General features: G+C 62.5%; 20 protein-coding genes and 1 pseudogene. 10 read left to right on the top strand and 11 right to left on the bottom strand.

The annotated features are described in order from the left end of the window. Positions 1–81 precede the first annotated feature (81 nt). The 4 genes from dhaK (at position 82) to G5137_RS12555 (ending at position 3,723) form a co-directional block, all read left to right on the top strand. Positions 82–1,152, top strand: coding sequence for a dihydroxyacetone kinase subunit DhaK (dhaK, locus tag G5137_RS12540; RefSeq protein WP_421255479.1), 1,071 nt, complete (start codon positions 82–84; stop codon positions 1,150–1,152). Between the two features lie 9 nt (positions 1,153–1,161). Next, entirely contained in the window at positions 1,162–1,791 is a 630-nt protein-coding gene (gene dhaL / locus G5137_RS12545; RefSeq protein ID WP_421255480.1) for a dihydroxyacetone kinase subunit DhaL, read from the top strand. A gap of 1 nt (position 1,792) precedes the next feature. Continuing rightward, complete coding sequence (dhaM, locus tag G5137_RS12550) at positions 1,793–2,509, top strand: dihydroxyacetone kinase phosphoryl donor subunit DhaM (protein ID WP_421255481.1); 717 nt, start codon at positions 1,793–1,795, stop codon at positions 2,507–2,509. A 131-nt stretch (positions 2,510–2,640) separates the two neighbouring features. After that, the gene (locus G5137_RS12555) at positions 2,641–3,723 is read left to right on the top strand and encodes a glycerol dehydrogenase (RefSeq protein WP_042032199.1); all 1,083 of its coding nucleotides are present in this window, start codon (positions 2,641–2,643) and stop codon (positions 3,721–3,723) included. Between the two features lie 90 nt (positions 3,724–3,813). On the opposite strand, the gene dhaR is transcribed toward G5137_RS12555, so the two are convergent. The 5 genes from dhaR to G5137_RS12580 all read right to left on the bottom strand — a co-directional run bounded on the left by dhaR (position 3,814) and on the right by G5137_RS12580 (position 9,021). Then, a complete protein-coding gene (gene dhaR, locus G5137_RS12560) occupies positions 3,814–5,715 on the bottom strand; it encodes a dihydroxyacetone kinase operon transcriptional regulator DhaR (protein WP_421255482.1) in 1,902 nt (633 codons plus the stop codon). A gap of 110 nt (positions 5,716–5,825) precedes the next feature. After that, a complete protein-coding gene (locus G5137_RS12565; protein WP_216952179.1) occupies positions 5,826–6,686 on the bottom strand; it encodes a patatin-like phospholipase family protein in 861 nt (286 codons plus the stop codon). A 277-nt stretch (positions 6,687–6,963) separates the two neighbouring features. Continuing rightward, positions 6,964–7,863 carry a hypothetical protein gene (locus G5137_RS12570; protein ID WP_227341848.1) on the bottom strand — a complete coding sequence of 300 codons (900 nt, stop codon included), beginning with the start codon at positions 7,861–7,863 and terminating at the stop codon, positions 6,964–6,966. A gap of 74 nt (positions 7,864–7,937) precedes the next feature. Next, positions 7,938–8,627 (bottom strand): LrgB family protein, encoded by a 690-nt coding sequence (locus G5137_RS12575; RefSeq protein ID WP_005341581.1) that lies wholly within the window; start codon positions 8,625–8,627, stop codon positions 7,938–7,940. After that, positions 8,620–9,021: a CidA/LrgA family protein gene (locus G5137_RS12580; protein WP_041202734.1), complete on the bottom strand. Its 402-nt coding sequence runs from the start codon at positions 9,019–9,021 to the stop codon at positions 8,620–8,622. The genes G5137_RS12575 and G5137_RS12580 overlap by 8 nt, the downstream gene beginning before the upstream one ends. Positions 9,022–9,155: 134 nt before the next feature. Here G5137_RS12580 and G5137_RS12585 point away from each other — a divergent pair, with 134 nt between their 5' ends. Further along, entirely contained in the window at positions 9,156–10,040 is an 885-nt protein-coding gene (locus G5137_RS12585; protein ID WP_216952181.1) for a LysR family transcriptional regulator, read from the top strand. Here the strand turns inward: G5137_RS12585 and G5137_RS12590 are convergent. The 6 genes and pseudogenes from G5137_RS12590 to argE all read right to left on the bottom strand — a co-directional run bounded on the left by G5137_RS12590 (position 10,034) and on the right by argE (position 17,744). Then, positions 10,034–10,917: pseudogene (locus G5137_RS12590) on the bottom strand (hypothetical protein). The gene G5137_RS12585 and the pseudogene G5137_RS12590 sit on opposite strands and share 7 nt — an antisense overlap. A 111-nt stretch (positions 10,918–11,028) precedes the next feature. After that, positions 11,029–11,820, bottom strand: a complete 792-nt coding sequence (locus G5137_RS12595) for a substrate-binding periplasmic protein (RefSeq protein WP_216952183.1) — start codon at positions 11,818–11,820, stop codon at positions 11,029–11,031. A gap of 67 nt (positions 11,821–11,887) precedes the next feature. Further along, a complete protein-coding gene (locus tag G5137_RS12600) occupies positions 11,888–12,781 on the bottom strand; it encodes a hypothetical protein (RefSeq protein ID WP_216952184.1) in 894 nt (297 codons plus the stop codon). 136 nt (positions 12,782–12,917) lie between these two features. Beyond that, the gene (ybaK, locus tag G5137_RS12605; RefSeq protein WP_005336092.1) at positions 12,918–13,382 is read right to left on the bottom strand and encodes a Cys-tRNA(Pro) deacylase; all 465 of its coding nucleotides are present in this window, start codon (positions 13,380–13,382) and stop codon (positions 12,918–12,920) included. A gap of 351 nt (positions 13,383–13,733) precedes the next feature. After that, positions 13,734–16,367: a phosphoenolpyruvate carboxylase gene (ppc, locus tag G5137_RS12610; protein ID WP_069554237.1), complete on the bottom strand. Its 2,634-nt coding sequence runs from the start codon at positions 16,365–16,367 to the stop codon at positions 13,734–13,736. A 231-nt stretch (positions 16,368–16,598) separates the two neighbouring features. Then, a complete protein-coding gene (gene argE, locus G5137_RS12615; RefSeq protein ID WP_421255483.1) occupies positions 16,599–17,744 on the bottom strand; it encodes an acetylornithine deacetylase in 1,146 nt (381 codons plus the stop codon). A gap of 271 nt (positions 17,745–18,015) precedes the next feature. Here argE and argC point away from each other — a divergent pair, with 271 nt between their 5' ends. The 5 genes from argC (at position 18,016) to argH (ending at position 23,862) form a co-directional block, all read left to right on the top strand. Further along, the gene (argC, locus tag G5137_RS12620; RefSeq protein ID WP_421255484.1) at positions 18,016–19,023 is read left to right on the top strand and encodes an N-acetyl-gamma-glutamyl-phosphate reductase; all 1,008 of its coding nucleotides are present in this window, start codon (positions 18,016–18,018) and stop codon (positions 19,021–19,023) included. Positions 19,024–19,046: 23 nt separating this feature from the next. Beyond that, positions 19,047–19,826 carry an acetylglutamate kinase gene (gene argB / locus G5137_RS12625; RefSeq protein ID WP_411587105.1) on the top strand — a complete coding sequence of 260 codons (780 nt, stop codon included), beginning with the start codon at positions 19,047–19,049 and terminating at the stop codon, positions 19,824–19,826. Positions 19,827–19,851: 25 nt separating this feature from the next. Beyond that, positions 19,852–20,763, top strand: a complete 912-nt coding sequence (locus G5137_RS12630; protein WP_421255485.1) for an ornithine carbamoyltransferase — start codon at positions 19,852–19,854, stop codon at positions 20,761–20,763. 54 nt (positions 20,764–20,817) lie between these two features. Continuing rightward, positions 20,818–22,053: an argininosuccinate synthase gene (locus G5137_RS12635; RefSeq protein ID WP_010635203.1), complete on the top strand. Its 1,236-nt coding sequence runs from the start codon at positions 20,818–20,820 to the stop codon at positions 22,051–22,053. A 423-nt stretch (positions 22,054–22,476) separates the two neighbouring features. After that, on the top strand, positions 22,477–23,862 hold the full coding sequence (argH, locus tag G5137_RS12640) for an argininosuccinate lyase (RefSeq protein WP_421255486.1): 1,386 nt from the start codon (positions 22,477–22,479) through the stop codon (positions 23,860–23,862). Positions 23,863–23,995 lie beyond the last annotated feature (133 nt).

A 23,995-nucleotide genomic window follows, 5' to 3' on the forward strand; every position in this document is an offset into this window, starting at 1 on the left:
ATTTTTATCCCTTTTTCTGTCGTTAGACTGGCTCCATCAACCATTTGCCCACCCGTGCGGTGGCAAGCCAAGGAGTGAGCCATGAAGAAACTGATCAATGCCGTCGATGCCGTGGTCCGTGAACAACTGATGGGGATGGCAGCCGCCCACCCCGAGCTCAAGGTACGTATCGAACCCCACTACATCACTCGCGCCGACGCCCCCGTGATGGGCAAGGTGGCGCTGGTCTCCGGCGGTGGCAGCGGCCACGAGCCGATGCACGGCGGTCTGGTGGGCAAAGGGATGCTGGATGGCGCCTGCCCCGGCGAGATTTTTACCTCCCCGACCCCGGATCAGATGTACGAGTGCGGTCAGGCCGTTGATGGCGGCGCGGGCGTGCTGTTTCTGGTGAAGAACTACACCGGTGACGTGCTCAACTTCGAGACCGCAGTCGAGCTGCTGCACGGTGACGGGGTCAAGGTGGGCTTCGCCCTGATCGATGACGACGTAGCAGTCAAAGACAGCCTCTATACCGCCGGCCGCCGTGGGGTTGCCACGACCGTGCTGTGCGAGAAGCTGGTCGGTGCCGCCGCCGAAGCGGGCTACGATCTGGCACGTTGCGAGGCGCTGGCCCGCCGCATCAACAACCAGAGCCGCACCATAGGCGTGGCCATGCATGCCTGCACCGTGCCGGCCGCTGGCAAGCCCTCCTTCACTCTGGCGGACAACGAGCTGGAGTTCGGCGTCGGTATCCACGGCGAGCCGGGCATCGAACGTCGCCCCTTCACCGACCTCAATACCCTGGTGGACGACATGTTCAGCGAGCTGGCGGACAACACTCCCTACGGCCGTACCCTGCGCCACTGGGATCGCACCAGCGGCAGCTGGCAGGAAGAGCACACCTTCATCGAGCCGCTGAATGCGGGTGATCGGGTTATCGCGCTGATCAACAGTCTCGGCGGCACCCCGATTTCAGAGCTCTATGGCGTCTATGGTCGCCTCGCCACCCTGTGCGAGGAGGCGGGCATCCATCTGGTGCGCAACCTGATCGGCCCCTACTGCACCTCCCTCGACATGACCGGCATCTCCATCACATTGCTCAAGGTGGATGATGAACTGATGACCCTGTGGGATGCCCCCGTTCACACCCCCGCCCTGCGTCGCGGCTGCTAAGGAGAACCCATGTTAAGCAAGCATCACATCGTCAACTGGCTGCTCGACTGCGAGCATATCTTCACCGAGCAGCGTGACTACCTCACCGCGCTGGATACCGACATCGGCGACGGCGACCACGGCCTCAATATGCAACGCGGCTTCGCCAAGGTGGCCGAGAAGCTGCCCGCGGTAGCGGACAAGGATATCGGTCAGGTGCTGAAAACCACCGGCATGACCCTGCTCTCCTCGGTCGGCGGCGCCAGCGGCCCACTCTACGGCACCTTCTTTATCCGGGCGGCGGCCAGCAGCGATGCCTGCCAGAGCCTGAACCTCAGTCAGCTGTGCAAAATGCTGAGCGATGGCGTCGAGGGGATCGTCTCCCGCGGCCGTGCCGAGCCGGGCGACAAGACCATGTGCGATGCCTGGTGGCCGGCACTGGCCGCCCTGCAACAGGCGCAGCAGCAAGATCTGCCCCTCAACGAAGCGCTGGACAAGGCGGTGGCAGCCGCCGCGGCCGGTACCGAGGCGACCATCCAGATGCAGGCCCGCAAGGGGCGCGCCAGCTATCTTGGCGAGCGCAGCATCGGCCATCAGGATGCCGGGGCCACCTCGACCCTGCTGCTGCTGACCGCCCTGCGTGACAGAGCGAGGTTGTGACATGATCGGAATCGTAGTTGTCTCTCACAGCGCCATGCTGGCGGCCGGCTTGAAAGCGCTGGCCGACCAGCTCGGCAGCCCGGCCCGCCTGCTGCTGGCGGCCGGGGTTGATGACCCAGACCACCCCATCGGCACCGATGCCATCGCGGTGATGAGTGCGATTGAAGAAGCGGACGACGGCAGCGGCGTGCTGGTGCTGATGGACTTGGGCAGCGCCCTGCTCAGCGCCGAAACCGCCCTCGAACTGCTGCCCCCGGAGCTGAGCGCGAGGGTGCGACTCTGCCCGGCCCCGCTGGTCGAGGGTACTCTGGCCGCCGTGGTGGCGGCCGGTTCCGGCCTGACGCTGGATGAGGTGGCCGCCGAGGCGATCGGCGCGCTGGGCCCGAAACAGGCGATGCTGCCTGCCAGCGCGGCGCAGGCCGCCACCGAGACAGCCCCCGTTGTCGACGACGGCTGGCTGCGCTGCGAGGTGGTGGTGGATAACCCCCACGGCCTGCATGTGCGCCCCGCCGCCCGACTGGTGGCCGCCCTCAAGCCCTTTGCCGCCGAACTCAAGCTGCAAAAGGGGGATAAAGAGGCCAATCCCCGCAGCCTGACCCGGCTCGCCATGCTCAACGTGCGTCAGGGCGATGCGCTCACCCTGCTGGCGCGCGGCGAGGATGCCACCGCAGCATTGACCTGCTTCAAGCAGCTGGCCGACGAGCGTTTCGGCGACTGACGCCGCACGCCACTGTTTCAAGGGCTGCACTCGCTCGCTGAGCCTGTGCAGCTTCATTCAAGACGAAGGAGTCCCCGGCACAGCCGCCCCTTCGCCCCGATTCTTAATTCATAAAGAGAGAGGGATAAAATATGGACCGCATTATCATCAGCCCCAGCAAATACGTGCAAGGCAACGGGGCCCTCGCCAATATCGGCAACTACGTCAAGGCGCTCGGCAGCAAGCCGCTTATTCTGGCCGACGCCTTCGTCACCAAGCTGGTGGGCGATACCGTAGCCACCAGCTTCCACGGCGCCGGTATCAAGCCGGAGTTCGACTGCTTCAACGGCGAGTGCTCCCGCCCCGAGATCGACCGCCTGCTGGCCCGCTGCCAGCAGACCCCGTTTGACGTCATCATCGGCATCGGCGGCGGCAAAACGCTGGATACCGCCAAGTCGGTCGCCTTCTACCAGAAGGTGCCGGTGGTCATAGTACCCACCATCGCCTCCACCGATGCCCCCACCAGCGCGCTGGCGGTCATCTACACCCCGGAGGGGCAGTTCAGCGAATACCTGATGATCCCGACCAACCCCAACATGGTCATCATGGATACCGGCGTGGTCTCCCGCGCCCCGGTACGGCTGTTGGTCTCCGGCATGGGTGATGCGCTCTCCACCTACTTCGAGGCGCGGGCCAACAAGGTGTCAGGTTGCCAGACCATGGCCGGTGGTGCCTCCACGCTGGCGGCGCAAGCCATCGCCGAGCTCTGCTACAAGACCCTGCTGGCCGATGGCTACAAGGCCAAGCTGGCGGTGGAGCAGGGGCTCTGCACCAAGGCGGTGGAGAACATCATCGAGGCCAACACCTATCTGAGCGGTATCGGCTTCGAGAGCAGCGGACTGGCCGCTGCCCACGCCATCCACAACGGTCTGACCCAGCTCGCCGAGTGTCACCACCTCTACCACGGTGAAAAAGTGGCGTTCGGTACCCTGGTACAGCTGGTGCTGGAGAACGCGCCGATGGCGGAGATCGAAACCGTGTTGGGCTTCTGCCGCTCTGTGGGCCTGCCGACCAACCTGCATATGATGGGGGTCAAGGAGCTGGATATGGCGCGCCTGATGGAGGTGGCCAAAGCCTCTACCGCCGAGGGCGAGACCATCCACAACATGCCGTTCAAGGTCACTGCCGAGGATGTGCTGGCGGCCATCGTCACCGCCCACCAACTGGGGCTGTAGCAGCGCCACCACTGACCTTGCCATATAAAAACGGCCCCGCAACTGCGGGGCCGTTTCGTTTTCTGCGGGCCAGTTGGCGACGGGTCGCCGTCAGCCGTGATAGTCGGCGGGATCGATCTCGAGCAGCTTGAGCCGCCGCCACAGGGTGGTGCGGCTGATGCCCAGATGCTGGGCCATCTGGCTCACCTGTCCCTTGCAGGCGTGAGCGCAGCGCAGGATGGCTTGCCGCTCCAGCTCCGCCAGCGTGAGCAGCGGTTGCCCCACCACCTCATCCGCCACCCGCTGATAGCCGTGCCGAATGGCGGCAGGCAGCGCCTCGGGCGGGATCGGCCCCTGACCGGCGTGAAGCAGCGCATGCTCGACGGCACTGCGCAGCTCCCCCAGATTGCCGGGCCATGGATAGGCGAGCAGACAGTCGAGGGCCGCCGGACTGAACTGGCGCACCGGCTCGCGCCCCTGCGCCCCTAGCTGCTGGCTGATCAGGCCCGGCAAATCCGCCGCGCGCTCCCGCAGCCCCGGCAGCCACAGCTCGCACGCCTGCAAGGCATAGAGCAGCTGGCGGCCAAACAGCCCCTCCTGCACCAGCTGCTCCAGCGGAGCGCTGCTGGTGGCGATGATCCGCACCTTGAGCGGCAGGATACGGGCCGAATCGAAGCGCTGGATGCGGCCGGTCTTGAGCAATTGCAGCAGCGCCGCCTGCATGGGGGCAGAGAGGCACTCCACCTGCTCCAGCACGAGCGTGCCGCCGTGGGCCAGCTCGAACTTGCCCGCCCGCTCCTGCCCCGCCTCGTCGGAACCCATCAGCTCCAGCGCCATCCGCTCGCTCGGCAGCGCCTTGCAGTTGAGGGTAATGAGCGGCCCGGCGGCCCGCTCACTGCCAAAGTGGATCGCCTCCGCCAGCTGGGCCTTGCCCACCTCCTCCTCGCCGCGCAGCAGGATCGGCCCCTGACTCTGGGCCGCCTGCCGGGCGTAGCGCAGCAGCTTGCGCATGGCGCTCGACTCCCCCACCAGCGCCGACAACTCGGGCACCGTCTGGCGCAACTGGTGAATGGCCCGCAGCCGATCGACCGGGTGCAGCAGGGCGATAAAGCTGACCCCCTCCGGCCCCGGCAGCGGCTTGAGGCTCACCAACGCATTGATAAACTCCCCCTCCTGCGCGCCGAGCCGCTCCAGCGTCACCTCCACATGGCTGAGCGGCGTCTGCCCCCTGATGGCCAGCTGCAACCGCTGGGGTAGCAGCAGGTGCTGCTCCAGCGGCTGGCCGAGACAGAGCGCCGGATCGAGCCGCAGCCGGTGTGCCGCCAACGCGTTGAGGTAGCGCAGTCGGCCCTGCGGATCCCAAGCCAGTACGCCGTCATCCATGCCATCGAGCAGGGCGTAAAGCTCGCTCAGGTGGTGCTGGGACTCCTGCATCAGGGTCTCCATCTGCAGCAGATGGGCCAGCTCGCGCCCGGCGCTGACGGTGAGCGCCAGATCGCCGGCGCTCGCCTCCTCCACCTTGCAGATCAACGCGATGATGGCGACCTGACGGCCATTGCTGTTGTAGACCGGGCTGGCACAGCTGTGCCACGGGTGGAGGGTCTGATTGAAGTGTTGAGCACCGCTGACGCAGAGCGGCACGCCCTCCAACGCGGCCAGATTGATGGCATTGGTGCCGATACGCCCCTCGCTGAAAAAGGCGCCGGGGCCAAACCCCAGCGCCGCCAGCTCGCGCAGGGTGGCGGGGTGGCCGGTCCGGGCCAGCAGGCAGCCGCTCTCGTCGGTGAGCAGCAGGGCGCAGGGGCGCCCCTCCATAAATTCGTAGAGATCTTCGAGGGCCATCTCGCCGGTGGTGAGCAGATCCCGTTTGCGCTGGCGCAGGCTCTGCAAGGTCTGCCCCTTGGCGCTGTGGGGGGGATGCCAGAGGGTGGCACTGGTCTGGTGGGCGCAGCGCAGCCAGGAGGCCTGCAGATAGTCAGGCCAAGCGAGCAGCGGCTGAAGGTCAGATGGCATGGTCACAGCAATATCCGGCAAGATGTGAGCCGACCATTTAACCACGCCAGCGCCCCCGATTCAGTGACCTGCCTCAGAGGGTGGCAACGTTTAAAGACACCAGGTTGCCGCTAAGCGGCACGTACAGTCCTGACTGCCCGCAGCACGCTCTGGCGCCCCTGCCAGTAACCCTGCAGATAGCCGGACTCCAGCTTGATCGGATCCTGGGTAAAACGGGAGACCATGAAATCGGTCGGTGGCGCGATCACCTCGATGTCGCAATCGGCAGGGGGATTGGCGATGAAATCGAGCGCCCGGTTGTAGGCGCGATCCCGCTCCAGCATAGCTTGCGCCAGTGCAGGCTGGGTTTTCAGCAAGGCTTTGACCATCCAGCAGAAACGGGCCGGCTTCTTGCGATAGCCCCGGGGTTCCGACAGCACCACTGTCATCCGCCGTGCACCGCGCCGATAGGCCTCGATCACCGGAATGGAGTCGCTGATGCCGCCATCGGCCATGGGGCGACCATCGACACAGGGGGTATCATGCTGCACCACCGGCAGGGCGCAGGTGGCGGTCAGCACCTCATCCATGTTGTCGGGCCGCACCGGCAGATAGATGGCCTTGCCGCTCGCCACATCGGTCGCCACCGCATAGAAGGGAATGTCGCGGGCGCAGAAAGTCTCGAGATCGAGCGGGAAGCGATGGCGACTGGCTTGCCACAGCCAGCCGATGTCCACCAGATCGCCCCCTTTGACAAAGCGCAGGGGATCGAGAAACCGGGAGCTGCAAGCCAGCTCGGTGATGATGTGGTGGCTGCGGCGCGGCTGCTCGCTCAGATAAGAGACCAGATTGGTGGCACCGGCCGAGACGCCCATGACGAAATCGAACGGGTAGTGGTGACTTTCGACAAACGCATCGAGCACGCCGCTGGCAAAGATGCCGCGCATCGCGCCCCCTTCGACAATCAGGGCGCAAGAGTGGGGATTAAACATAACAAGGCTCCGTCAGCTGTAATACCTGCCGGGATCGATCCCGGCCCAGTGATGGACGCCTTCATGCAGAACATCAAGACGCCGCAGCAGGACGATTCAGGCTCACTCGCGCAAGCCAGAAGCGGACAGGAGCAAACCTGAACCGTGAAGCGACCCCCAGTATATGCAGCGCAACAACCATCAAAAAATGAATTTAAATAATAAAAAACATGCCTTTTTGGCATGATTTAGCACATCAGCAGAGACGGCCCTTTATCCGCTAACAACACCATCAGGTTCAAGGCAGCCCGGGCCCGAACGTCCCGTCAACGGGGTTGTAGTGGTAGGCCCTATAATCAAAGTCCACCTTATCAAGGCGCGGATTGGCCAACTCGAACAACAGGCGTCTGGGGAGCTGCGCCTGCTCGAGGGAAGGTTTGAAGTGGCACAGCCAGAGCTGTTGCAGCGAGCCATCCCGCCACGCCAGCTTGAGGCCGACCGAGAGGCGGCGGATGGCGGCCTGATTATCCTTGTGGGTGTAGAAGAGATGGAGGAAGGGATAGTGCAGCGCCACTCGCCGATCCACGGTGAGGCCGGGCAGATCACTGTGCTGCTCCTGCTCGATAAAGAGCTCGTTGGCACCGCGGCAGAAGAGATCGATGCGGCCACGGGCCACCAGCTTGAACAGCCGCTCGTAACCGTCGACCTCCTGCACCTTGAATCCCCCATGACGCAGGATCTCCGCATCCTGCCAGCCACGCCCCTGCCCGTGCAGAAATTGCTGCAGCTCGGTCAGGGTATTGACCCTTGCCACTGCGTCGGCCTGCTGCGGACTGACAAAGCAGATGCGATAACCGAGGATGCCCAGCTCCACCGGAAAGCGGACGTAATCCAGCGCTCCGCTCTCTGCGGCCGGACGCAGACTGTCGGCCACAAACAGATTGGGGTATTGCTGAGTCTGCACAATCTGTCTCATCCGGATACGGTTCATAGGCGGTGCGGTCCGCAGCTCGTAGTCACCGAAGCTGTCGCGGGTCTTCTCCAGCGCCAGCTGCAACAGATCGCGAAAGTAGAGGGTACGCAAGTCCCGATCGCTCTCGGGGCTGATATGAGTGATGACGTCGCTCGCCCTTAGGGGAGTGGCAAGGAGGGAAAGACTGCACAGCAGCAAGCAGGAAGCGAGGCGATGAAAGGTCATACTGCTCATCCCGGGAATACACGCTCACTAGAGTGTAGCGCCGGGGCGAGCAGCCTTCTAAAGGGAAGCCAGGCCTACCAGAACATCCGGCCCAGCAGGGGCGCCAGCAGCACTGTCACCATACCGGCGATCATCATCACCATGCTGGAGACCACTCCCTCCTCATTACCCATCTGATAAGCCCTGGCAGTGCCGGCGCCGTGAGCCGAGGCGCCAAACCCCGCCCCCTTGCCGAGGCGACTGCGAATGGCCAGCACGGTGAGCACGCTCTCCCCCACCGCCATACCAATCACCCCGGTCAGCACCACAAACAGCGCGGTGAGATCGCTCTGACCGCCGATGGCGCGGGTCGCCTCCACCGCAAACGGCGTAGTGATGGAGCGCATCGCCAGACTGCGCTGCAACATGTCGGAGAGATCCAGCCAGCGGGCCAGCAGCACGGTACTCCCCACCGCCATGATGACCGATGCGACCACCCCTACCGACAGCGACAGCCAGTGGCGGCGAATGAGCTGGCGGTTCTCGTAGACCGGCACGGCGAAGGCAACGGTGGCGGGGCCCAGCAGCCAGAGCAGCCAGTGGGATTCCGCCATGTAATCCTGATAGGGGATGTGGAACAGCAGCACCACGGCCACCAGCAGGGTCGGCGCCAGCAGCAGCGGCATCAGCGGCAGGATCCGCTTTTTGCCGTAGAGCCATTTGCTGGCGTAGTAGAAGAGCAGGGTGAGGGCGAAACAGATCAGCCCGAGCAGGGTATCAGACATGACGGCGACTCCGGCGGGCCAGTTTCAGTTCGAGGCGGTAAACCCGATCCACCACCAGCGCCGTGGTGCCGAGTACCAGGGTGGTGCTCACCAGCAGCACCACCATGATGCGCCACCCCTCTTGCAGCAGCAGCTCCTGATAGTTGACCACCGCTACCACGGCGGGGACGAAGAAGAGCAGCATCTCGGCCAGCAGCCAGCGCGCACCGGCACTGAACCACTCGGCCTTGACCACTCCGAGCAGGATGCAGGCCAGCAGCAACAACATGCCGGTGAGGTTGGCGGGCAGCGGCAGATGGAGGGTACGCACCGCGGTATCGGCCAGCAGCCAGATGGCTGCCAGCAACACAATCTGGAAGGGAGTCTGTAACCAGCGCAAGCAGAGGGCTTTCATGATCATCGTCTTTCTGTGAACCGGCTCACAGTATAGAGTTGAGCAAAACCTGCCAGAAATGAATTAAAATTATCAAATTCATGCCGCATAGGCATACTTCATCCCGTACCCGCCAACACGAGTCGAGAGAGTCCATGGATATTCGCGCCCTGCGCTATTTTGTCGAACTGGTGCGGGAAAAAAGCTTCACCCGCGCCTCTGAAAAGCTGTTCGTCACCCAGCCCACCATCAGCAAGATGATCCGCAATATCGAAGAGGAGCTGGGCCAACCCCTGCTCAACCGGGAAGGGCGCCGCTTCACCCTGACCGACAGCGGCCAGGTGCTGTTCAACCGGGCCCAGACCATCTTGGCGGAGATGCAGCAGCTGGAGGCCGAACTGGCGGATCTGCAGAGCCTGCAACACGGTCGCCTCACCCTCGGCATTCCCCCCATGGTGGGTCACGTCTATGCGGATCTGATCCGCGCCTACCGCACCCGCTATCCCAAGGTGGAGCTGACCCTGGTGGAGTATGGCGGTCGCCGTATCGAACAGGCGGTGCTGGAGGGGGAGCTGGATCTCGCCATCACCATGCTGCCGACCAAAGAGGGGGGGGCCCTCAGCGCGCTGGAGCTGGATCAATACCCGATCCGGGTAGTGCTGCCTGATCAACCCCGCTGGCATGGCGAGACGCCGCTGCGGCTGGAGTCCCTGCAGGAGGAGCCCTTCCTGCTCTATACCCAGGCGTTTACCCTGAGCGAGCGGCTGGAGCAGGCATGTCAGGAGGCGGGCTTTGTGCCGCAGGTGGCGGCGCGCAGCAGCCAGTGGGATTTTCTCACCGCCATGGTACGCAGCGGCATGGGGGTCGCCTTCTTGCCGGAGCCGGTCTGCCACCGGCTGACCCCGGATGGTCTGGTGCTGCGGCCGCTGGAGCCCGAATTGAGCTGGCGACTCGGGGTGATCTGGCCGAGCGAGCGCTATCTCTCCCGCACCGCCGAGGCCTGGTTGGCCCTCTGCCGCCAGCGGCAGGCACCTCAGTAATCGCCGAAGCGATCGGTCTGCGGATTGTAGAAGTAGGGGCGGAAATCGAAGCTGATCCCGTCGAGGAAGGGGTTATCCAGTCGCAGCAGTCGGCGCTGGGAGAGCTTGGCAAAGGCGATGGCCGGGCCAAAGCTCTTGCGCCACAGCGCCTGTAGCGAGCCATCCTGCCACGCCAGCTGCAACCCCGCTCGACCCGCTGCAGCGCCTCGCGATTGTTGGGATTGGTGTAGAAAACCCGGGGCAGCGGGTAGTAGATCAACAATGCATCATCCACCAGCAGGTCCGTCATCTCCTTGTGGGTCAGCTGCTCGCTGCGCAGCTCGCTCACCCCGCGGCAGAAGAGATCGAAGCGGCCCCGCGCCACCATTTTGAACAGCTTTTCGTACCCCTCCACTTCCACCACCTCCATCCCGGCGTAACGCAGGATATCCACATCCAGCCACCCCTTGCCCTGACCGAAGGTGAACTGGCGCAGCCCCTTGAGGTCGGTCACTTTGCTCACCGCCCCCTTTTGCTGCGGGCTGACAAAACAGATGCGGTAGCTGACGATGCCCAGATGGATGGGAAAACGGACATAGGCGAGCCCCAGATCCTCGCGGGTGCTGCTGTAGCTGTCCATTACAAAGAGGTTGGGATAGTTGTCGAGCTGCATGCTGACCCGCTCGCGCGCCTTGGTCATGGGCGGCGCAGGCTCCAACAGATAGTCGCCAAACTGGTCGCGGGTCTTGTCGAGGGCGAGCCGCAGCAGCTCCCGATCATAAGTGGTGCGCGGGTCCCGCTCGCTCTCCGGGCTGATATAGGTAAACCGGGTGGCCGCCTGTCCGGTCAGCGACAACATGCAGAGCAGAGCGGCAGCCAGCAGATGCAGGGGTGACATAAACCGCGCCTTGGCTGAAGGGGTTCTTTCAGTGTAGCCCCTAGCTTGGCCGCTCGGCCCTGCCGCCACCCCACGCTCTCCTCCACTTTTCGGCCAGTCGCATCCATCAGCCTACTCCCCCACCGGAGGTGTGCTTCTGAGCGATGTGGCATAACGCTGATAGGCAGCAGAGTCGCGCACCTGCTCGATAGCATCCCACGCCTGCCGGCTTTGTCGGGGATGAGATTGATAGAAGCGGTGAGAGAAGACCAGATAGTAGGGCTTCTCCACCAGTACCGGCGACAGCCGCTCGATACGGGCCTGCAACGCGGGATGGGCCGCCAGAATGCTGTCGGCCACCTCGGTCTGGATGGCGGTCGCCTGCGCCCGATCCATCACCAGCTTTTTCAACATGATCAGCGGGTCACGGCTGGAGTCATCCACCTCGGCTCCCGCAGCCTGCAACCAGTCGACGATGGAGAATCCCGACTGGGCCGCCACCATGCCCTTGATCCTGAGGGTGGTGCCATCCCACAGGCTCTTGCCCCCCTTTAGCTGGTAGAGGCTGTAGCTCTCGGTCAGCAGCCGCTTGGCGGGGTCGGGTTTGCCCTCACGCATGGGATAGACCCCCACCCTGGTCGCCCGCTCGACGCTGTAACTCATCTTGATGGCCGCATCCATCTGGCCACTGCTCACCCGAGAGAGGCAGCGCTTCCACGGCAGCGGCGTCAGCACGATCTCGGCATTGAGGGCGGTAGCAACCGCCTTTAGGTGATACTGGACAATCCCCTCCCCCGATTGCAGCAGCCAGGGGTAGGAGTCACTGTTTTCGAGGCAGGTACGCAGCGTAAAGACCGGGGCTGCACCGCCGGTGGCAGGCAGCAGCAACGCGATGAAGAGCAAGGAGAGGGCAGATGCGTGCATGGGCCATCTCCTTTGCGGCAATGATCTCTCCCTTACTCTATCAGAGCTGCGCACCTGATAACCCGGCTCAGGGTTGTGAACCGAAATCATCCGTCAGCGGGTTGTAAAGGTAGGGGCGATAGTCAAAACCGTCCTTGGGTAACTGCGGATTGCCGAGCCGGACAATCTGGCGAGCCCCCAGATTGGCAAACACCAGCGAGGGTTGGAAGTGATGGCGCCAGAGCCGTTTGAGCGAACCATCCTGCCAGGCCAGTTGCAGACCGCGCTCAAGGCGCTCGCGCTCCTGAACGTAGCGGGCATTGCTGTAGAACACGTGGATCAGCGGATAGAAAAGGGCCAGATGGCGATCGACCGTCAAACCGGCCACCTTGCCCTGATGAGATTGCCACTCCGACAGGATCTCGTTGGCCCCACGACAGAAGAGATCGATGCGCCCTCGTGCCACCATACGAAACAGCGACTCGTAGTTATCCACCTCATGCACAGTCAGCCCGCCGTTGCGCAGGATCACCGCATCCTGCCAGCCGGTGCCCACCCCTTGAGTGAAGTGGCGCAACTGATCCAGGGTGTTCACCCGCGCCAGCTCGGCAGCACGATCCGAGCCGACGAAACAGACCCGATAGCCGAGGATCCCCATATCGATCGGGAACGGGATCGATGCCACCTGATCCGCCACTGCCTCCCCCTGATAAGGCCAGCTGTCGACAATAAAGAGGGCGTTTTTGCCCTGCTCCTGCACCTCGATCCGCATCCGCGCCTTGTTCATCGGCAGGGAGTCCAGCAACTCGTAGTCGCCATATTCGGGGCGAGTTTTCTCTAGCGCCAGCTGCATCACCTCACGGTAATAACGCATCCGCATATCCTGACTGTTTTCAGGGCTGAGCAGGGTAAAACGGGTGGCAGCCAGCAAGGCAGAGGGGAGGGATAAACAGAGGCAAAGCAACAGAAGTCGGTACATCATGGCTGAACTCATACAACGGGGTTCACCCATTATAGACTGGCACGCACCCCGTTGAGCACAGGGCACGCGCCCGCTCACAGGTGGGGCTATCCGGGCCACCACAGGCCCGGAGAACAGGTTCACAACGTGCCCGGCACTACTCTTCGCCGATGGGAGCGGCGATCCACTTCATCAGCGTCAGCATATCCTGCGGCGCCACACCGACCGAGAGGCCGCGCTTGCCGCCGCTCACCAGGATCTCGTCAAACTGCAGCGCCGACTCGTCGAGCACGGTGGGCAGCAGCTTCTTCTGGGCCAGCGGGCTGATGCCACCCACCTTGTAACCGGTCAGCTTCTCCGCTTCCGCCGGTTTCATCATCTCCACCTTCTTGAGGCCAGTCGCCTTGGCCAGCTGCTTCAGACTGCACATGCCGGATGAGGGAACGATGGCCACCACCGCCTGCTTGTCGTGATGGGCAACCAGAGTCTTGAACACCTGCGCCTCCGGCAGCCCGAGCTGGGTCGCGGCATGCTTGCCGAAATCGTCGTGGGCTTCGCACTCGTAGGGGTAGAGCTTGTGGGGAATTTTTAGCTTCTTCAGCAGGTTGATGGCAGGAGTCATGATGGTTGCCTTGAATCGAATCGCATAAAAACAAGGCCAAACAGTCTGCGCCTGCATGGCGAGGGATGCAAGCCGGAGGGGAAATATGTACCCATCACCGATAATACGTAGGGTGCAATTAACAAGGTGAATTGTGCCACTTGCCCTATGAAACACAGGACGAGACTAGGCAAAGAGCATTTTCGAGCGGTGCAATGCGCTGTGCTTATTGCACCCTACAAAATACCGCCCAAAACATGGGTGAGGCTCCCATCGAGCCGAATTCTGCCGGGCAACAAAAAAACAAAGGGCGCCTTATTGGCGCCCTTTGGCTTGATAGATATAACTAAAGCCTCTTGCTTGGGCTGGCTATCAACCCGTATTGCGCATACCTGCGGCAATACCGGCGATGGTGACCATCAGCGCCTTGTCCAGCTCGGGGTGCAGGGTCTCCGGGTGGTTGCGGGAGCGGTTGAGCAGCTCGGCCTGCAGCACGTTGAGCGGGTCTGTGTAGGGGTTGCGCAGCTTGATGGACTCCTTGATCCAGGGCTGATCCTCCAGCAGATCCCCGCGCGGGCTCAGTTTCAGCACCACTTCAATAGATTCGGCGAGCTCCTGACGCAGCTGTTTGCCAAGGCCCCACAGCTCCTGCGGCACCAGACGGGTGTCGTAGTACTCGGCGAGCCAGACGTCCGCTTTGAGGAACACCATCTCCAGCATCTCGAGGCGAGTGCGGAAGAAGGGCCACTGGGCGCTCATCTCTTCCAGCACCGCCAGCTTGCCGCCGTCGATGGCCTGTTGCAGCGCCTTGTGGGCACCGAGCCAGGCCGGCAGCATCAGGCGGTTCTGGGTCCAGGCGAAGATCCACGGAATGGCGCGCAGGCTCTCGACGCCGCCGTTGGGCTTGCGCTTGGAGGGACGGGAGCCGAGCGGCAGCTTGCCGAGCTCCATCTCCGGGGTGGCGGCACGGAAGTAAGGGACGAAGTCCGGATGACCGCGCACGATACTGCGGTAGTGCTCGCAGGAGTCGGCGGCCAGCTGTTCCATCACCTCGCGCCAGCACTCTTTCGGCTTGGGCGGTGGCAGCAGGTTCCCTTCCAGCACGGCGCTGGTGTAGAGCTCCAGACTCTTGATCGCCACTTTCGGCAGACCGAACTTGAAGCGGATCATCTCCCCCTGTTCGGTGGTACGCAGACCGCCGCGCAGGGATCCCGGCGGCTGGGAGAGGATGGCCTGATGGGCAGGCGCACCACCACGACCGACGGTACCGCCACGGCCATGGAACAGGGTGAGGCGGATATTGTTGGCTTCGGCAAGTCCCACCAGGGATTCCATGGCGGCGTACTGGGCCCAGCCAGCAGCCATCATGCCGGCATCCTTGGCAGAATCGGAGTAGCCGATCATCACGTACTGACGACCCTGGATGTAGCCACGATACCAGTCCACCGAGAGCAGACGCTCCATCACGGCGGTGCCTGCCATCAGGTCATCCTGGGTTTCAAACAGCGGGGCGACCGGCATGCGGAACTTGCAGCCCGCCTCTTTGAGCAGCAGTTGCACCGACAGCACATCGGACGGCGCACCGGCCATGGAGATGATGTAGATGCCGAACGCATCGGGGTCGTGCTCGGCGATAACCTGACAGGTATCGAGCGTCTCGCGCACCTCGGCGCTCGGTTCCCAGTCGTGGGGAATGAGCGGGCGGCGAGAGTTCAGTTCGTTGAGCAGGAAGGCCTGCTTGTCATCTTCGCTCCACTCGGCGTAGTCACCCAGACCCAGATAGCGGGTCAGCTCGGAGAAGACCAGCCCGTGACGCTCGCCATCCTGACGGATATCCAGCTTGACCAGATGGATGCCGAAACAGGCGACCTTGCGCAGCACATCCAGCAGCATGCCATCGGCGATGTTGCCCATGCCGCAGGCGTGCAGTGAGTGGTAGCAGAGCTCCAGCGGCTCGCGCAGCTGGGCGGTAGTCTTGACCAGATCCTGGCTCTCGCTCGCCTGACCCTGCACCTTGGCAGTGAGATGCTCCTTGGTTTCGCGCAGCGCTTCACGCAGCTCGCGCACCAGCGCACGGTAGGGCTCGGGGTGATCGCCAACGCGAGCGCGCACGGCGTCGGTACAGTCGGACATGGAGAGCTCGGAGGTGAGCTCCTTGATGTCTTTGTAGAACAGGCTCACCGCCATCCAGCGGCCCAGCTCCAGCACTTCGGCAGTCACCTTGGCGGTGACGAAGGGGTTGCCGTCGCGGTCACCGCCCATCCAGGAGGTGAACTTGACCGGCGCGGCATCCAGCGGCAGCCGCACACCCAGATGGTGTTGCAGACGCTCGTCCAGATTGCGCATGAATTCGGGGATGGCAGGCCACAGGCTGTTCTCCACCACGGCGAAGCCCCACTTGGCCTCGTCGACCGGAGTCGGGCGCTGTTCGCGGATCTCGTTGGTGTGCCACGCCTGATTGATGAGCTGCTCGATGCGATTGAGGATCTTGTCCCGCTCGCGGGGCAGCAGGTCGGAGAGCTCCAGCGCCTCGAGGCAGTCGTTGAGCTGTACGTGCTTGTGGATCAGGGTGCGACGGGTCACCTCGGTGGGGTGAGCGGTCAGCACCAGATCGATATCCAGCTCGCGCACGGCCTGAATGATGGCCTCTTGCGACAGGTTGGACGCTTTCAGCTTGTCGAACATCTGCTCCAGCGGGTCCGGGGTGCAGACCTGCTCTTCACAGCGACGGGAGATGGTGTGGAACTGTTCCGCCACGTTGGCCAGATTGAGGAACTGGCTGAAGGCGCGGGCCACCGGCAGCAGTTCATCATCGCTCAGGGTGCGCAGGGTATCGAGCAGACGTTCCCGGTCTGATTCATTGCCCTTGCGGGAGGACTTGGCCAATTGGCGAATGGTTTCGATCTTGTCGAGAAAGGCCTGACCCTGATGATCCTTGATGGATTTACCCAGCAGCTGACCCAGCATACCTACGTTGGCGCGTAGTGCGGCGTACTTTTCGTTCATTCCACATCCTTATCTTGTTGGTGCCTGACACCCATCCGGGGTGCTAGACGACCTCACTTATTGTTGTGCGATTACAACATATGCTCCGTCATCTTAGGGTGACAATCTACCCAGATTGTCTGCGCAAGGTCAAATAACAGGCCGATTCAGAACATGTATTTCCCTCACCACTCCACAACCGGCTTGTTATGTAACTTACTTACAGTTTTTACGCCCCTTTCACCGCCGCCGCTACAGGCAAAAACGTCTGATCAGGTGCTGCAACACCGAGGTGGTCGGCTTGACGAAGGAGAGGTCGAGATACTCATCCGGCTGGTGCGCCTGGGTGATATGGCCGGGGCCCATCACTATGGTCTGGCAGCCAAGCTGCTGGATAAACGGCGCCTCGGTGCAGTAGTTGACCGACTCGGCGGCGCGACCGCTCGCCTTCTCTGCTTCGCGCACCAGCAGAGAGTCGTCGGCGCAAGCGTAGGCGGGAATGGGTTCATGCAGATGTTGCATATGCAGGCAGCCCGGCTGGTGGATCTCGATGGGTGACAGCGCCTCTTTGAGCATCCCCATCAGCTCATCCGGCCCCACCTGCGGAGTGGGTCGCAGGTCGATATGCAGCTCGCAGCAACCGCAGATGCGGTTCGGGCTGTCACCGCCCTGAATGTAACCAAGGTTCAGGGTCGGCTGCGGCACGGCAAAGCGGTGATCGGCATAGCGATCTTTCAGATCCTGCTGCAAGCGCAGCACCTGCCCCATCGCCTTGTGCATGATCTCCATGGCGTTGACGCCGTTGGCGGGATCCGAGCTGTGACCGCTCTTGCCGGTAATGCGGATCGCCTCCGACATATGCCCCTTGTGGGCCACCACCGGCACCAGCCCGGTCGGCTCGCCAATCACGGCGTAGTCGGGTTTCAGCTCGGCAGCGGCGGCGATGGCACGGGCCCCCGCCATGGTGGTCTCTTCGTCGGCAGTGGCGAGAATACGCAGCGGCTTGGTCAGCTTGGTGAGGTCGATCTCTTTGAGCACCTCGACGATAAAGGCGAAGAAGCCCTTCATATCGATGGTGCCGAGGCCATAGAGGCGATTGCCCTCTTCGGTCACCTTGAAGGGATCCTTGCTCCACCCTCCTTCATCAAACGGCACCGTATCGGTGTGACCCGCCAGCAGCAGTCCGCCCTCCCCCTGACCGATCGTCGCCACCAGATTGAACTTGCCCGGCAGCTCGGGGAGCGCAGTTACCTCGCACTGAAAACCGAGCTGACCGAACCAGTCGGCCAGCAGCCGGATCACCGCCTCATTGCTCTGATCCCACTTGGGATCCGTGCTGCTGATAGAGGGAATCGCAATAATATTCTTATAAAGTGAAAAAAAATCCAGATTGGCCATCAGCTCCTCCTTGCGTCCCCGGAATGTTTCTGTTAGAAAATACAAATGCAAAGCGAGTGCATGAATATTCTGTAATTTTACCTGAATATCTGGCTCATCAACAAAGGCTTCTAGTTGTAAGGGAAAGTTAATGTTCTGTCACCTGATCTATAACCGACGACACACACCCGCCTGAATTGCCCCTCCGCACTTGTGCAAAGGGGCGATCGAACACCCTTGTGCACTGCAGCGTCATGCTGTGAATCTCGAACTCTGACTTGGAATATTCAACATGCTTAACACCGTCATCGTCGGTGCCAGTGGCTACGCGGGAGCCGAACTGGCCGCACTGGTACAGAACCACCCACAACTCAAGCTGTTCGGCCTCTACGTCTCCGCCGGCAGTCAGGATGCCCACAAGCGCTTCTCTTCCCTACATCCCCAGTGGGTCGGCGCCCTCGATCAGCCGCTGCTGCCGCTGGACGACGACGGCATGACCCGGATCCTGACCCAGGCCGATCTGGTGCTGCTGGCTACCGCCCACGAGGTGAGCGCCGAGCTCGCGCCCAAGTTTCTCGCCAAGGGGCTGCCGGTGTTCGATCTCTCCGGCGCCTTCCGGGTCAAGGATCAGGGCTTTTACGACAGCTTCTACGGCTTCACCCACCAGAGCGAACAGTGGCTGGATCAGGCCGTCTATGGCCTGGCCGAGTGGAATGCCGATGCCATCGCCACCGCCCAGCTGATTGCCGTGCCGGGTTGCTACCCGACCGCATCGCTGTGCGCCCTCAAGCCGCTGCAGCAGGATGGTCTGATTGCCAAGGGGTGGCAGCCCATCATCAACGCCGTCTCCGGGGTTTCCGGCGCCGGTCGCAAGGCGGCCATCAACACCAGCTTCTGCGAAGTGAGCCTCAATCCCTACGGCACCTTCAATCACAGACACCAGCCGGAGATCAGCCACCACCTCGGCAAGGAGGTGCTGTTCCAACCCCACCTTGGCAACTATGTGCGCGGCATCCTGGCCACCATCTATGTGCAGCTGGCGGATGGAGTGACGCCGACCCAGGTGGATCAGGCCTACCTCAAGGCCTACGAGGGCAAGCCGCTGGTGCGCCTGACCGGCCAGATGCCCTCCATCCGTGGCGTCGCGGGCACCCCTTACTGCGACCTCGCCTGGCAACAGCAGGGCAACATGCTGGTGGTGGTATCCGCCATCGACAACCTGCTCAAGGGCGCCGCCTCCCAGGCCATGCAGTGCATAAATATCAAATTCGGATTTGAACCGGCCACCGGCCTGATTTAAGGACTCAAGGAAGGATCGCAACGATGAACAAGCAGACTCTGGTAATCAAGCTGGGCGGCGCACTGATCGAGAACGACGAGGCGCTGACCGCCCTGTTCGCCACCCTCAAAAGCTTTCTGGACGAGCAGCACAGACCCCTGGTGCTGGTGCACGGCGGCGGCTGCCTGGTGGATGACCTGCTCAAGGGGCTGGGTCTCACCTCCACCAAGAAGAACGGTCTGCGGGTGACCCCGTTCGAGCAGATCCCGTTTATCGCCGGCGCCCTGGCCGGCACCGCCAACAAGCAGATGATGGCCAAGGCCATCGCCACCGGCATCCCGGCGGTGGGGCTCTGTCTGGCGGACGGCGGTCTGTGCCAGGTGAGCCAGCTCGACCCGGCACTCGGCGCGGTCGGTGACTGCCAGCCGGGCAACCCGGCACTGGTGGCGGGGATCCTGGGGCAGGGCTTCCTGCCGGTGGTGAGCTCCATCGGCATCACTGCCGAGGGGCAGCTGATGAACGTCAACGCGGATCAGGCGGCTACCGCCATTGCCGAGGCGCTCGGCGCCGACCTGGTGATGCTCTCCGACGTGAGCGGCATCCTGGATGGCAAGGGCAAGCTGGTGCCCCAGCTCGACAAAGTGACCGCGCTGGATCTGATGGAGAAGGGGGTGATCAGCGACGGCATGGCGGTCAAGGTGAAAGCCGCCCTGCATGCCGCCGAGACCCTGGGCAAACCGGTCTGTGTCGCCAGCTGGCGCTACCCGGATCAGCTGCTCAAGCTGCTGGCCGGCGGTGCGGTTGGCACCCAGGTCTCTCTCTGATCTCCACCAGAACAAGGAACATTCGATGCAACATCTTCTGAAAGACAGCGACTTGAGCAAGGCCCAGATCGAGGCGCTGATCGCCCTGGGCAAATCGGTCAAGGCAGATCCGAAAAAGTACGGCCAGGCACTGGCGGGCAAGAGCGTGGTGACCCTGTTCGAGAAACCCTCCCTGCGCACCCGGGTCACCTTCGACATCGGCATCGCCAAACTGGGTGGCCACAGCGTCTATCTGGATCAGCAGAACGGCGCGCTGGGCAAGCGCGAATCGGTGAAGGATTTTGCCGCCAACCTGTCGCGCTGGTGTGATGCCATCGTCGCCCGGGTGTTCGATCACCAGACTCTGGTCGAGCTGGCGGAACACGGCACAGTGCCTGTGGTGAACAGCCTGTGCAACCTCTACCACCCCTGCCAGGGGCTGGCGGACTTCATGACCATCAGCGAGCACTACGGCGATCTGTCGAAGGTGAAGCTGGCCTATCTCGGCGATGGCAACAACGTCAGCCACTCTCTGCTGCTGCTGGGGGCGACCCTCGGCACCGACGTCACCCTGATCTGCCCGAAAGGCCACGGCCCGGATACCCAGATCTTCCTGCAGGCGCAGGCTCTGGCGGCCAAGTCAGGGGCGACCATCCACATCAGCGATGACGTGGCAGATATCGAAGGGTTCGACGTGGCCTACACAGATACCTGGGTCTCCATGGGTGACAACACGCCAATGGAGCAGGTAAAAGATATCTTTATGCCTTATCAGATCAACCAGGCCCTGCTCGACCGCACCGGCATCCAGCATGTGCTGCACTGCCAGCCGGCGCACCGGGAGCTGGAGATCACCTCTCAGGTCATGGACGGGCCTGGCTCCCTCATCATGGACGAGGCTGAAAACCGGATGCATATCCAGAACGCCGTGCTGCTGACCCTGCTTGGGCACAAATAACGGCAACCGACCCCAAATCACACCCTTTTATCGAATCATCATGGAGAGAAGTAAATGAGCGGAATCAACAAGATCGTACTGGCTTACTCGGGCGGACTGGATACCTCGGCCATCATTCCCTGGCTGAAGGAAAACTATGATGCGGAGATCATCGCCTTCGTTGCCGACGTCGGTCAGGAGCGTGACGATCTGGAAGGGATCGAGCAAAAAGCCATCGCCTCCGGCGCCACCAAGTGCATCGTCAAGGATCTGCGGGAAGAGTTCGTCAAAGAGTACGTCTACCCGACCCTGAAGACCGGCGCCGTCTATGAGGGCACCTACCTGCTGGGTACCTCCATGGCCCGTCCGGTGATCGCCAAGGCGATGGTCGAGGCGGCGCTGGCGGAAGGGGCCGACGCCATCTCCCACGGTTGTACCGGCAAGGGCAACGATCAGGTGCGTTTCGAAGGTGCGGTGGCCGCGCTGGCACCCCAGCTGAAAGTGATCGCCCCCTGGCGTCTGTGGGACATGCGTTCCCGGGAAGATCTGCTGGCCTACCTGGAAGCCCGTCAGATCCCCTGCAAGGCGACCCTGAAGAAGATCTACAGCCGCGATGCCAACGCCTGGCACATCTCCACCGAGGGTGGCGAGCTGGAGAGCACCTGGAACGAGCCCTCCGAAGCGGTCTGGCAGTGGACCGTTTCCGCCGAACAGGCCCCGGATCAGCCGGAGTACGTCAAGCTGACCGTGGCCCAGGGTGAAGTGGTGGCCGTTGACGACCAGCCGCTCAGCCCGCACCAGATCCTGATGACCCTGAACGAGCGTGCCGGCAAGCACGGCGTGGGCCGCATCGACATCACCGAAAACCGGATGGTGGGCATGAAGTCCCGCGGCTGCTACGAGACCCCGGGCGGTACCGTGATGGTCGCTGCGCTGCGCGCGGTAGAAGAGCTGGTCTTGGATCGCCCGACCCGCGCCTGGCGGGAGAAGCTGGGGGCCGAGTTCTCCCACCTGGTCTATGACGGTCGCTGGTTCACCCCGCTGTGCAAGGCCATTGTCGCCTCTGCCAACGCCATCGCCGAAGATCTCGATGGCGAAGTGGTGCTGAAGATGTACAAGGGTCAGGTCACCGCGGTGCAGAAGAAGTCGCCGAACAGCCTCTACTCCGAAGACTTCGCCACCTTCGGCGCCGACGAAGTGTACGACCAGAGCCATGCCGAAGGCTTTATCCGTCTCTACACCCTGGCCAGCCGGATCCGCGCCATGAAAGAGCAGCATCAGGCCATCGGTGGTGATCACACCCACGGCTAAGCAAGCACGATAACCCGTTGATTCCGTTGAGGGGGCATAGCCCCCTCTTCTACAGGTCGAGGGCATGGCCCCTGATCCATCATCGGCGGTGTGACAAGAGCGGCAGCGCCCCGGTCGCTTCTGTGAGATAACAGGGGCTGTGTGAATATGATGCTGACGTATTTTCTCCCTTCTCCTCTTGTGGGAGAAGGGTTGGGGATGAGGGGGAGGTCATTGGCCATTCCCCTCACCCTAGCCCTCTCCCAGAGGGAGAGGGGACCGGTTCGTAGTTGCTGGATGTGACATGTTCAACGGCAACAGCACTCCTCACCACCGCACTGTTATACAGGAAAATACAGGGCAAGATTTCTGCGCGCAGGCCAAGAGGCCGCGCGAGTAGGGCAGGCGCAAACGCCTACCGACAACGCATTCAAGGAGAGCAGTATGGCACTTTGGGGTGGACGCTTCAGTCAGGGAGCCGATAGCCGGTTCAAGCAGTTCAACGATTCGCTGCGGTTCGATTACCGGCTGGCGGAGCAGGATATTCAGGGCTCCATGGCCTGGGCCAAAGCGCTGGTGAAGGTGGGCGTGTTAACCGAGGGTGAACAGGGCAAGCTGCAGCAGGCGATGGAAGTACTGCTCGCCTCGGTGCAGCAGGATCCCCAGCAGATCCTGAGATCGGACGCTGAAGATATCCACTCCTGGGTCGAGAGCCAGCTTATCGCCGCCGTCGGCGATCTTGGCAAGAAGCTGCACACCGGCCGCTCGCGCAATGATCAGGTCGCCACCGACCTCAAACTCTGGTGCAAGGCGCAGGGTGAGCTGCTGCTCGGCTCCATCACCGCCCTGCAACAGGGGCTGGTGGCCTCCGCCCGCGCCAATCAGGCCGCCGTGCTGCCGGGCTACACCCATCTGCAGCGGGCCCAGCCGGTCACCTACGCCCACTGGGCGCTGGCCTATGTGGAGATGCTGGAGCGGGATTACTCCCGGCTGCAGGATGCCCTCAAGCGCCTCGACACCAGCCCGCTCGGTTGCGGCGCACTGGCGGGTACCGCCTACGCCATCGACCGCGAAGCCTTGGCGCTGGACATGGGCTTTGCCGGTGCCACCCGCAACAGTCTGGATTCGGTCTCAGATCGGGATCACGTGGTGGAGCTGATGCATGTAGCATCCCTCTCCATGACCCACCTGTCGCGCTTTGCCGAAGATCTCATCTTCTACAACACCGGCGAGGCTGGCTTTGTCGAGCTCTCCGATGCGGTCACTTCCGGCTCGTCGCTGATGCCGCAGAAGAAGAATCCGGATGCGCTGGAGCTGATCCGTGGCAAGACCGGCCGGGTGGTCGGCGCCCAGATGGGCATGCTGATGAGCCTCAAGGCGCTGCCGCTGGCCTACAACAAGGACATGCAGGAAGACAAAGAGGGGCTGTTCGATGCCCTCGACACCTGGCACGACTGCCTCGACATGGCGGCCCTAGTGCTGATCGATCTGAAGGTCAATGGCGAGCGCACCATGGCGGCGGCGCAGGGGGGCTACGCCAACGCCACCGAGCTGGCGGACTATCTGGTGGCCAAGGGCATCCCGTTCCGCGAGGCGCACCATATCGTCGGCGAGACCGTTGTTTACGCGATCCAGATGAAGAAGCCGCTGGAAGAGCTATCCCTCCCCGAGTTCCAGCGCTTCAGCCCCGTGGTGAGGGAGGATGTCTACCCGAACCTGGAGCTGGAGGCGACCCTGGCCAAGCGGGTTGCCAAGGGCGGCGTCGCCCGCGAGCAGATCGAATCGGCCCTCACCGCCGCCGAACAGTGGCTGGCCAAGCGAGCGGGTTGATCTCTGATGTATTTGGAAAATAAGAGGGGGAGCAATCGCTCCCCCTCTTGCTTTATCTTGGCTTTAAGCGCTTTTCAACATAATGGCATTTGCAGGTATTGCCTTATCAATGAATTCACCACTTCCATAAACT

The organism is Aeromonas sp. 600282, assembly GCF_049175755.1.
GTDB classification, from domain to species: domain Bacteria; phylum Pseudomonadota; class Gammaproteobacteria; order Enterobacterales; family Aeromonadaceae; genus Aeromonas; species Aeromonas veronii_A.

Excerpts from the sequence above, each read along its gene's own strand:
- dhaK (WP_421255479.1), top strand. The coding sequence starts at position 82 with ATGAAGAAACTGATCAATGCCGTCGATGCCGTGGTCCGTGAACAACTG.
- dhaL (WP_421255480.1), top strand. The coding sequence starts at position 1,162 with ATGTTAAGCAAGCATCACATCGTCAACTGGCTGCTCGACTGCGAGCAT.
- dhaM (WP_421255481.1), top strand. The coding sequence starts at position 1,793 with ATGATCGGAATCGTAGTTGTCTCTCACAGCGCCATGCTGGCGGCCGGC.
- G5137_RS12555 (WP_042032199.1), top strand. The coding sequence starts at position 2,641 with ATGGACCGCATTATCATCAGCCCCAGCAAATACGTGCAAGGCAACGGG.
- dhaR (WP_421255482.1), bottom strand. The coding sequence starts at position 5,715 with ATGCCATCTGACCTTCAGCCGCTGCTCGCTTGGCCTGACTATCTGCAG.
- G5137_RS12565 (WP_216952179.1), bottom strand. The coding sequence starts at position 6,686 with ATGTTTAATCCCCACTCTTGCGCCCTGATTGTCGAAGGGGGCGCGATG.
- G5137_RS12570 (WP_227341848.1), bottom strand. The coding sequence starts at position 7,863 with ATGACCTTTCATCGCCTCGCTTCCTGCTTGCTGCTGTGCAGTCTTTCC.
- G5137_RS12575 (WP_005341581.1), bottom strand. The coding sequence starts at position 8,627 with ATGTCTGATACCCTGCTCGGGCTGATCTGTTTCGCCCTCACCCTGCTC.
- G5137_RS12580 (WP_041202734.1), bottom strand. The coding sequence starts at position 9,021 with ATGAAAGCCCTCTGCTTGCGCTGGTTACAGACTCCCTTCCAGATTGTG.
- G5137_RS12585 (WP_216952181.1), top strand. The coding sequence starts at position 9,156 with ATGGATATTCGCGCCCTGCGCTATTTTGTCGAACTGGTGCGGGAAAAA.
- G5137_RS12595 (WP_216952183.1), bottom strand. The coding sequence starts at position 11,820 with ATGCACGCATCTGCCCTCTCCTTGCTCTTCATCGCGTTGCTGCTGCCT.
- G5137_RS12600 (WP_216952184.1), bottom strand. The coding sequence starts at position 12,781 with ATGATGTACCGACTTCTGTTGCTTTGCCTCTGTTTATCCCTCCCCTCT.
- ybaK (WP_005336092.1), bottom strand. The coding sequence starts at position 13,382 with ATGACTCCTGCCATCAACCTGCTGAAGAAGCTAAAAATTCCCCACAAG.
- ppc (WP_069554237.1), bottom strand. The coding sequence starts at position 16,367 with ATGAACGAAAAGTACGCCGCACTACGCGCCAACGTAGGTATGCTGGGT.
- argE (WP_421255483.1), bottom strand. The coding sequence starts at position 17,744 with ATGGCCAATCTGGATTTTTTTTCACTTTATAAGAATATTATTGCGATT.
- argC (WP_421255484.1), top strand. The coding sequence starts at position 18,016 with ATGCTTAACACCGTCATCGTCGGTGCCAGTGGCTACGCGGGAGCCGAA.
- argB (WP_411587105.1), top strand. The coding sequence starts at position 19,047 with ATGAACAAGCAGACTCTGGTAATCAAGCTGGGCGGCGCACTGATCGAG.
- G5137_RS12630 (WP_421255485.1), top strand. The coding sequence starts at position 19,852 with ATGCAACATCTTCTGAAAGACAGCGACTTGAGCAAGGCCCAGATCGAG.
- G5137_RS12635 (WP_010635203.1), top strand. The coding sequence starts at position 20,818 with ATGAGCGGAATCAACAAGATCGTACTGGCTTACTCGGGCGGACTGGAT.
- argH (WP_421255486.1), top strand. The coding sequence starts at position 22,477 with ATGGCACTTTGGGGTGGACGCTTCAGTCAGGGAGCCGATAGCCGGTTC.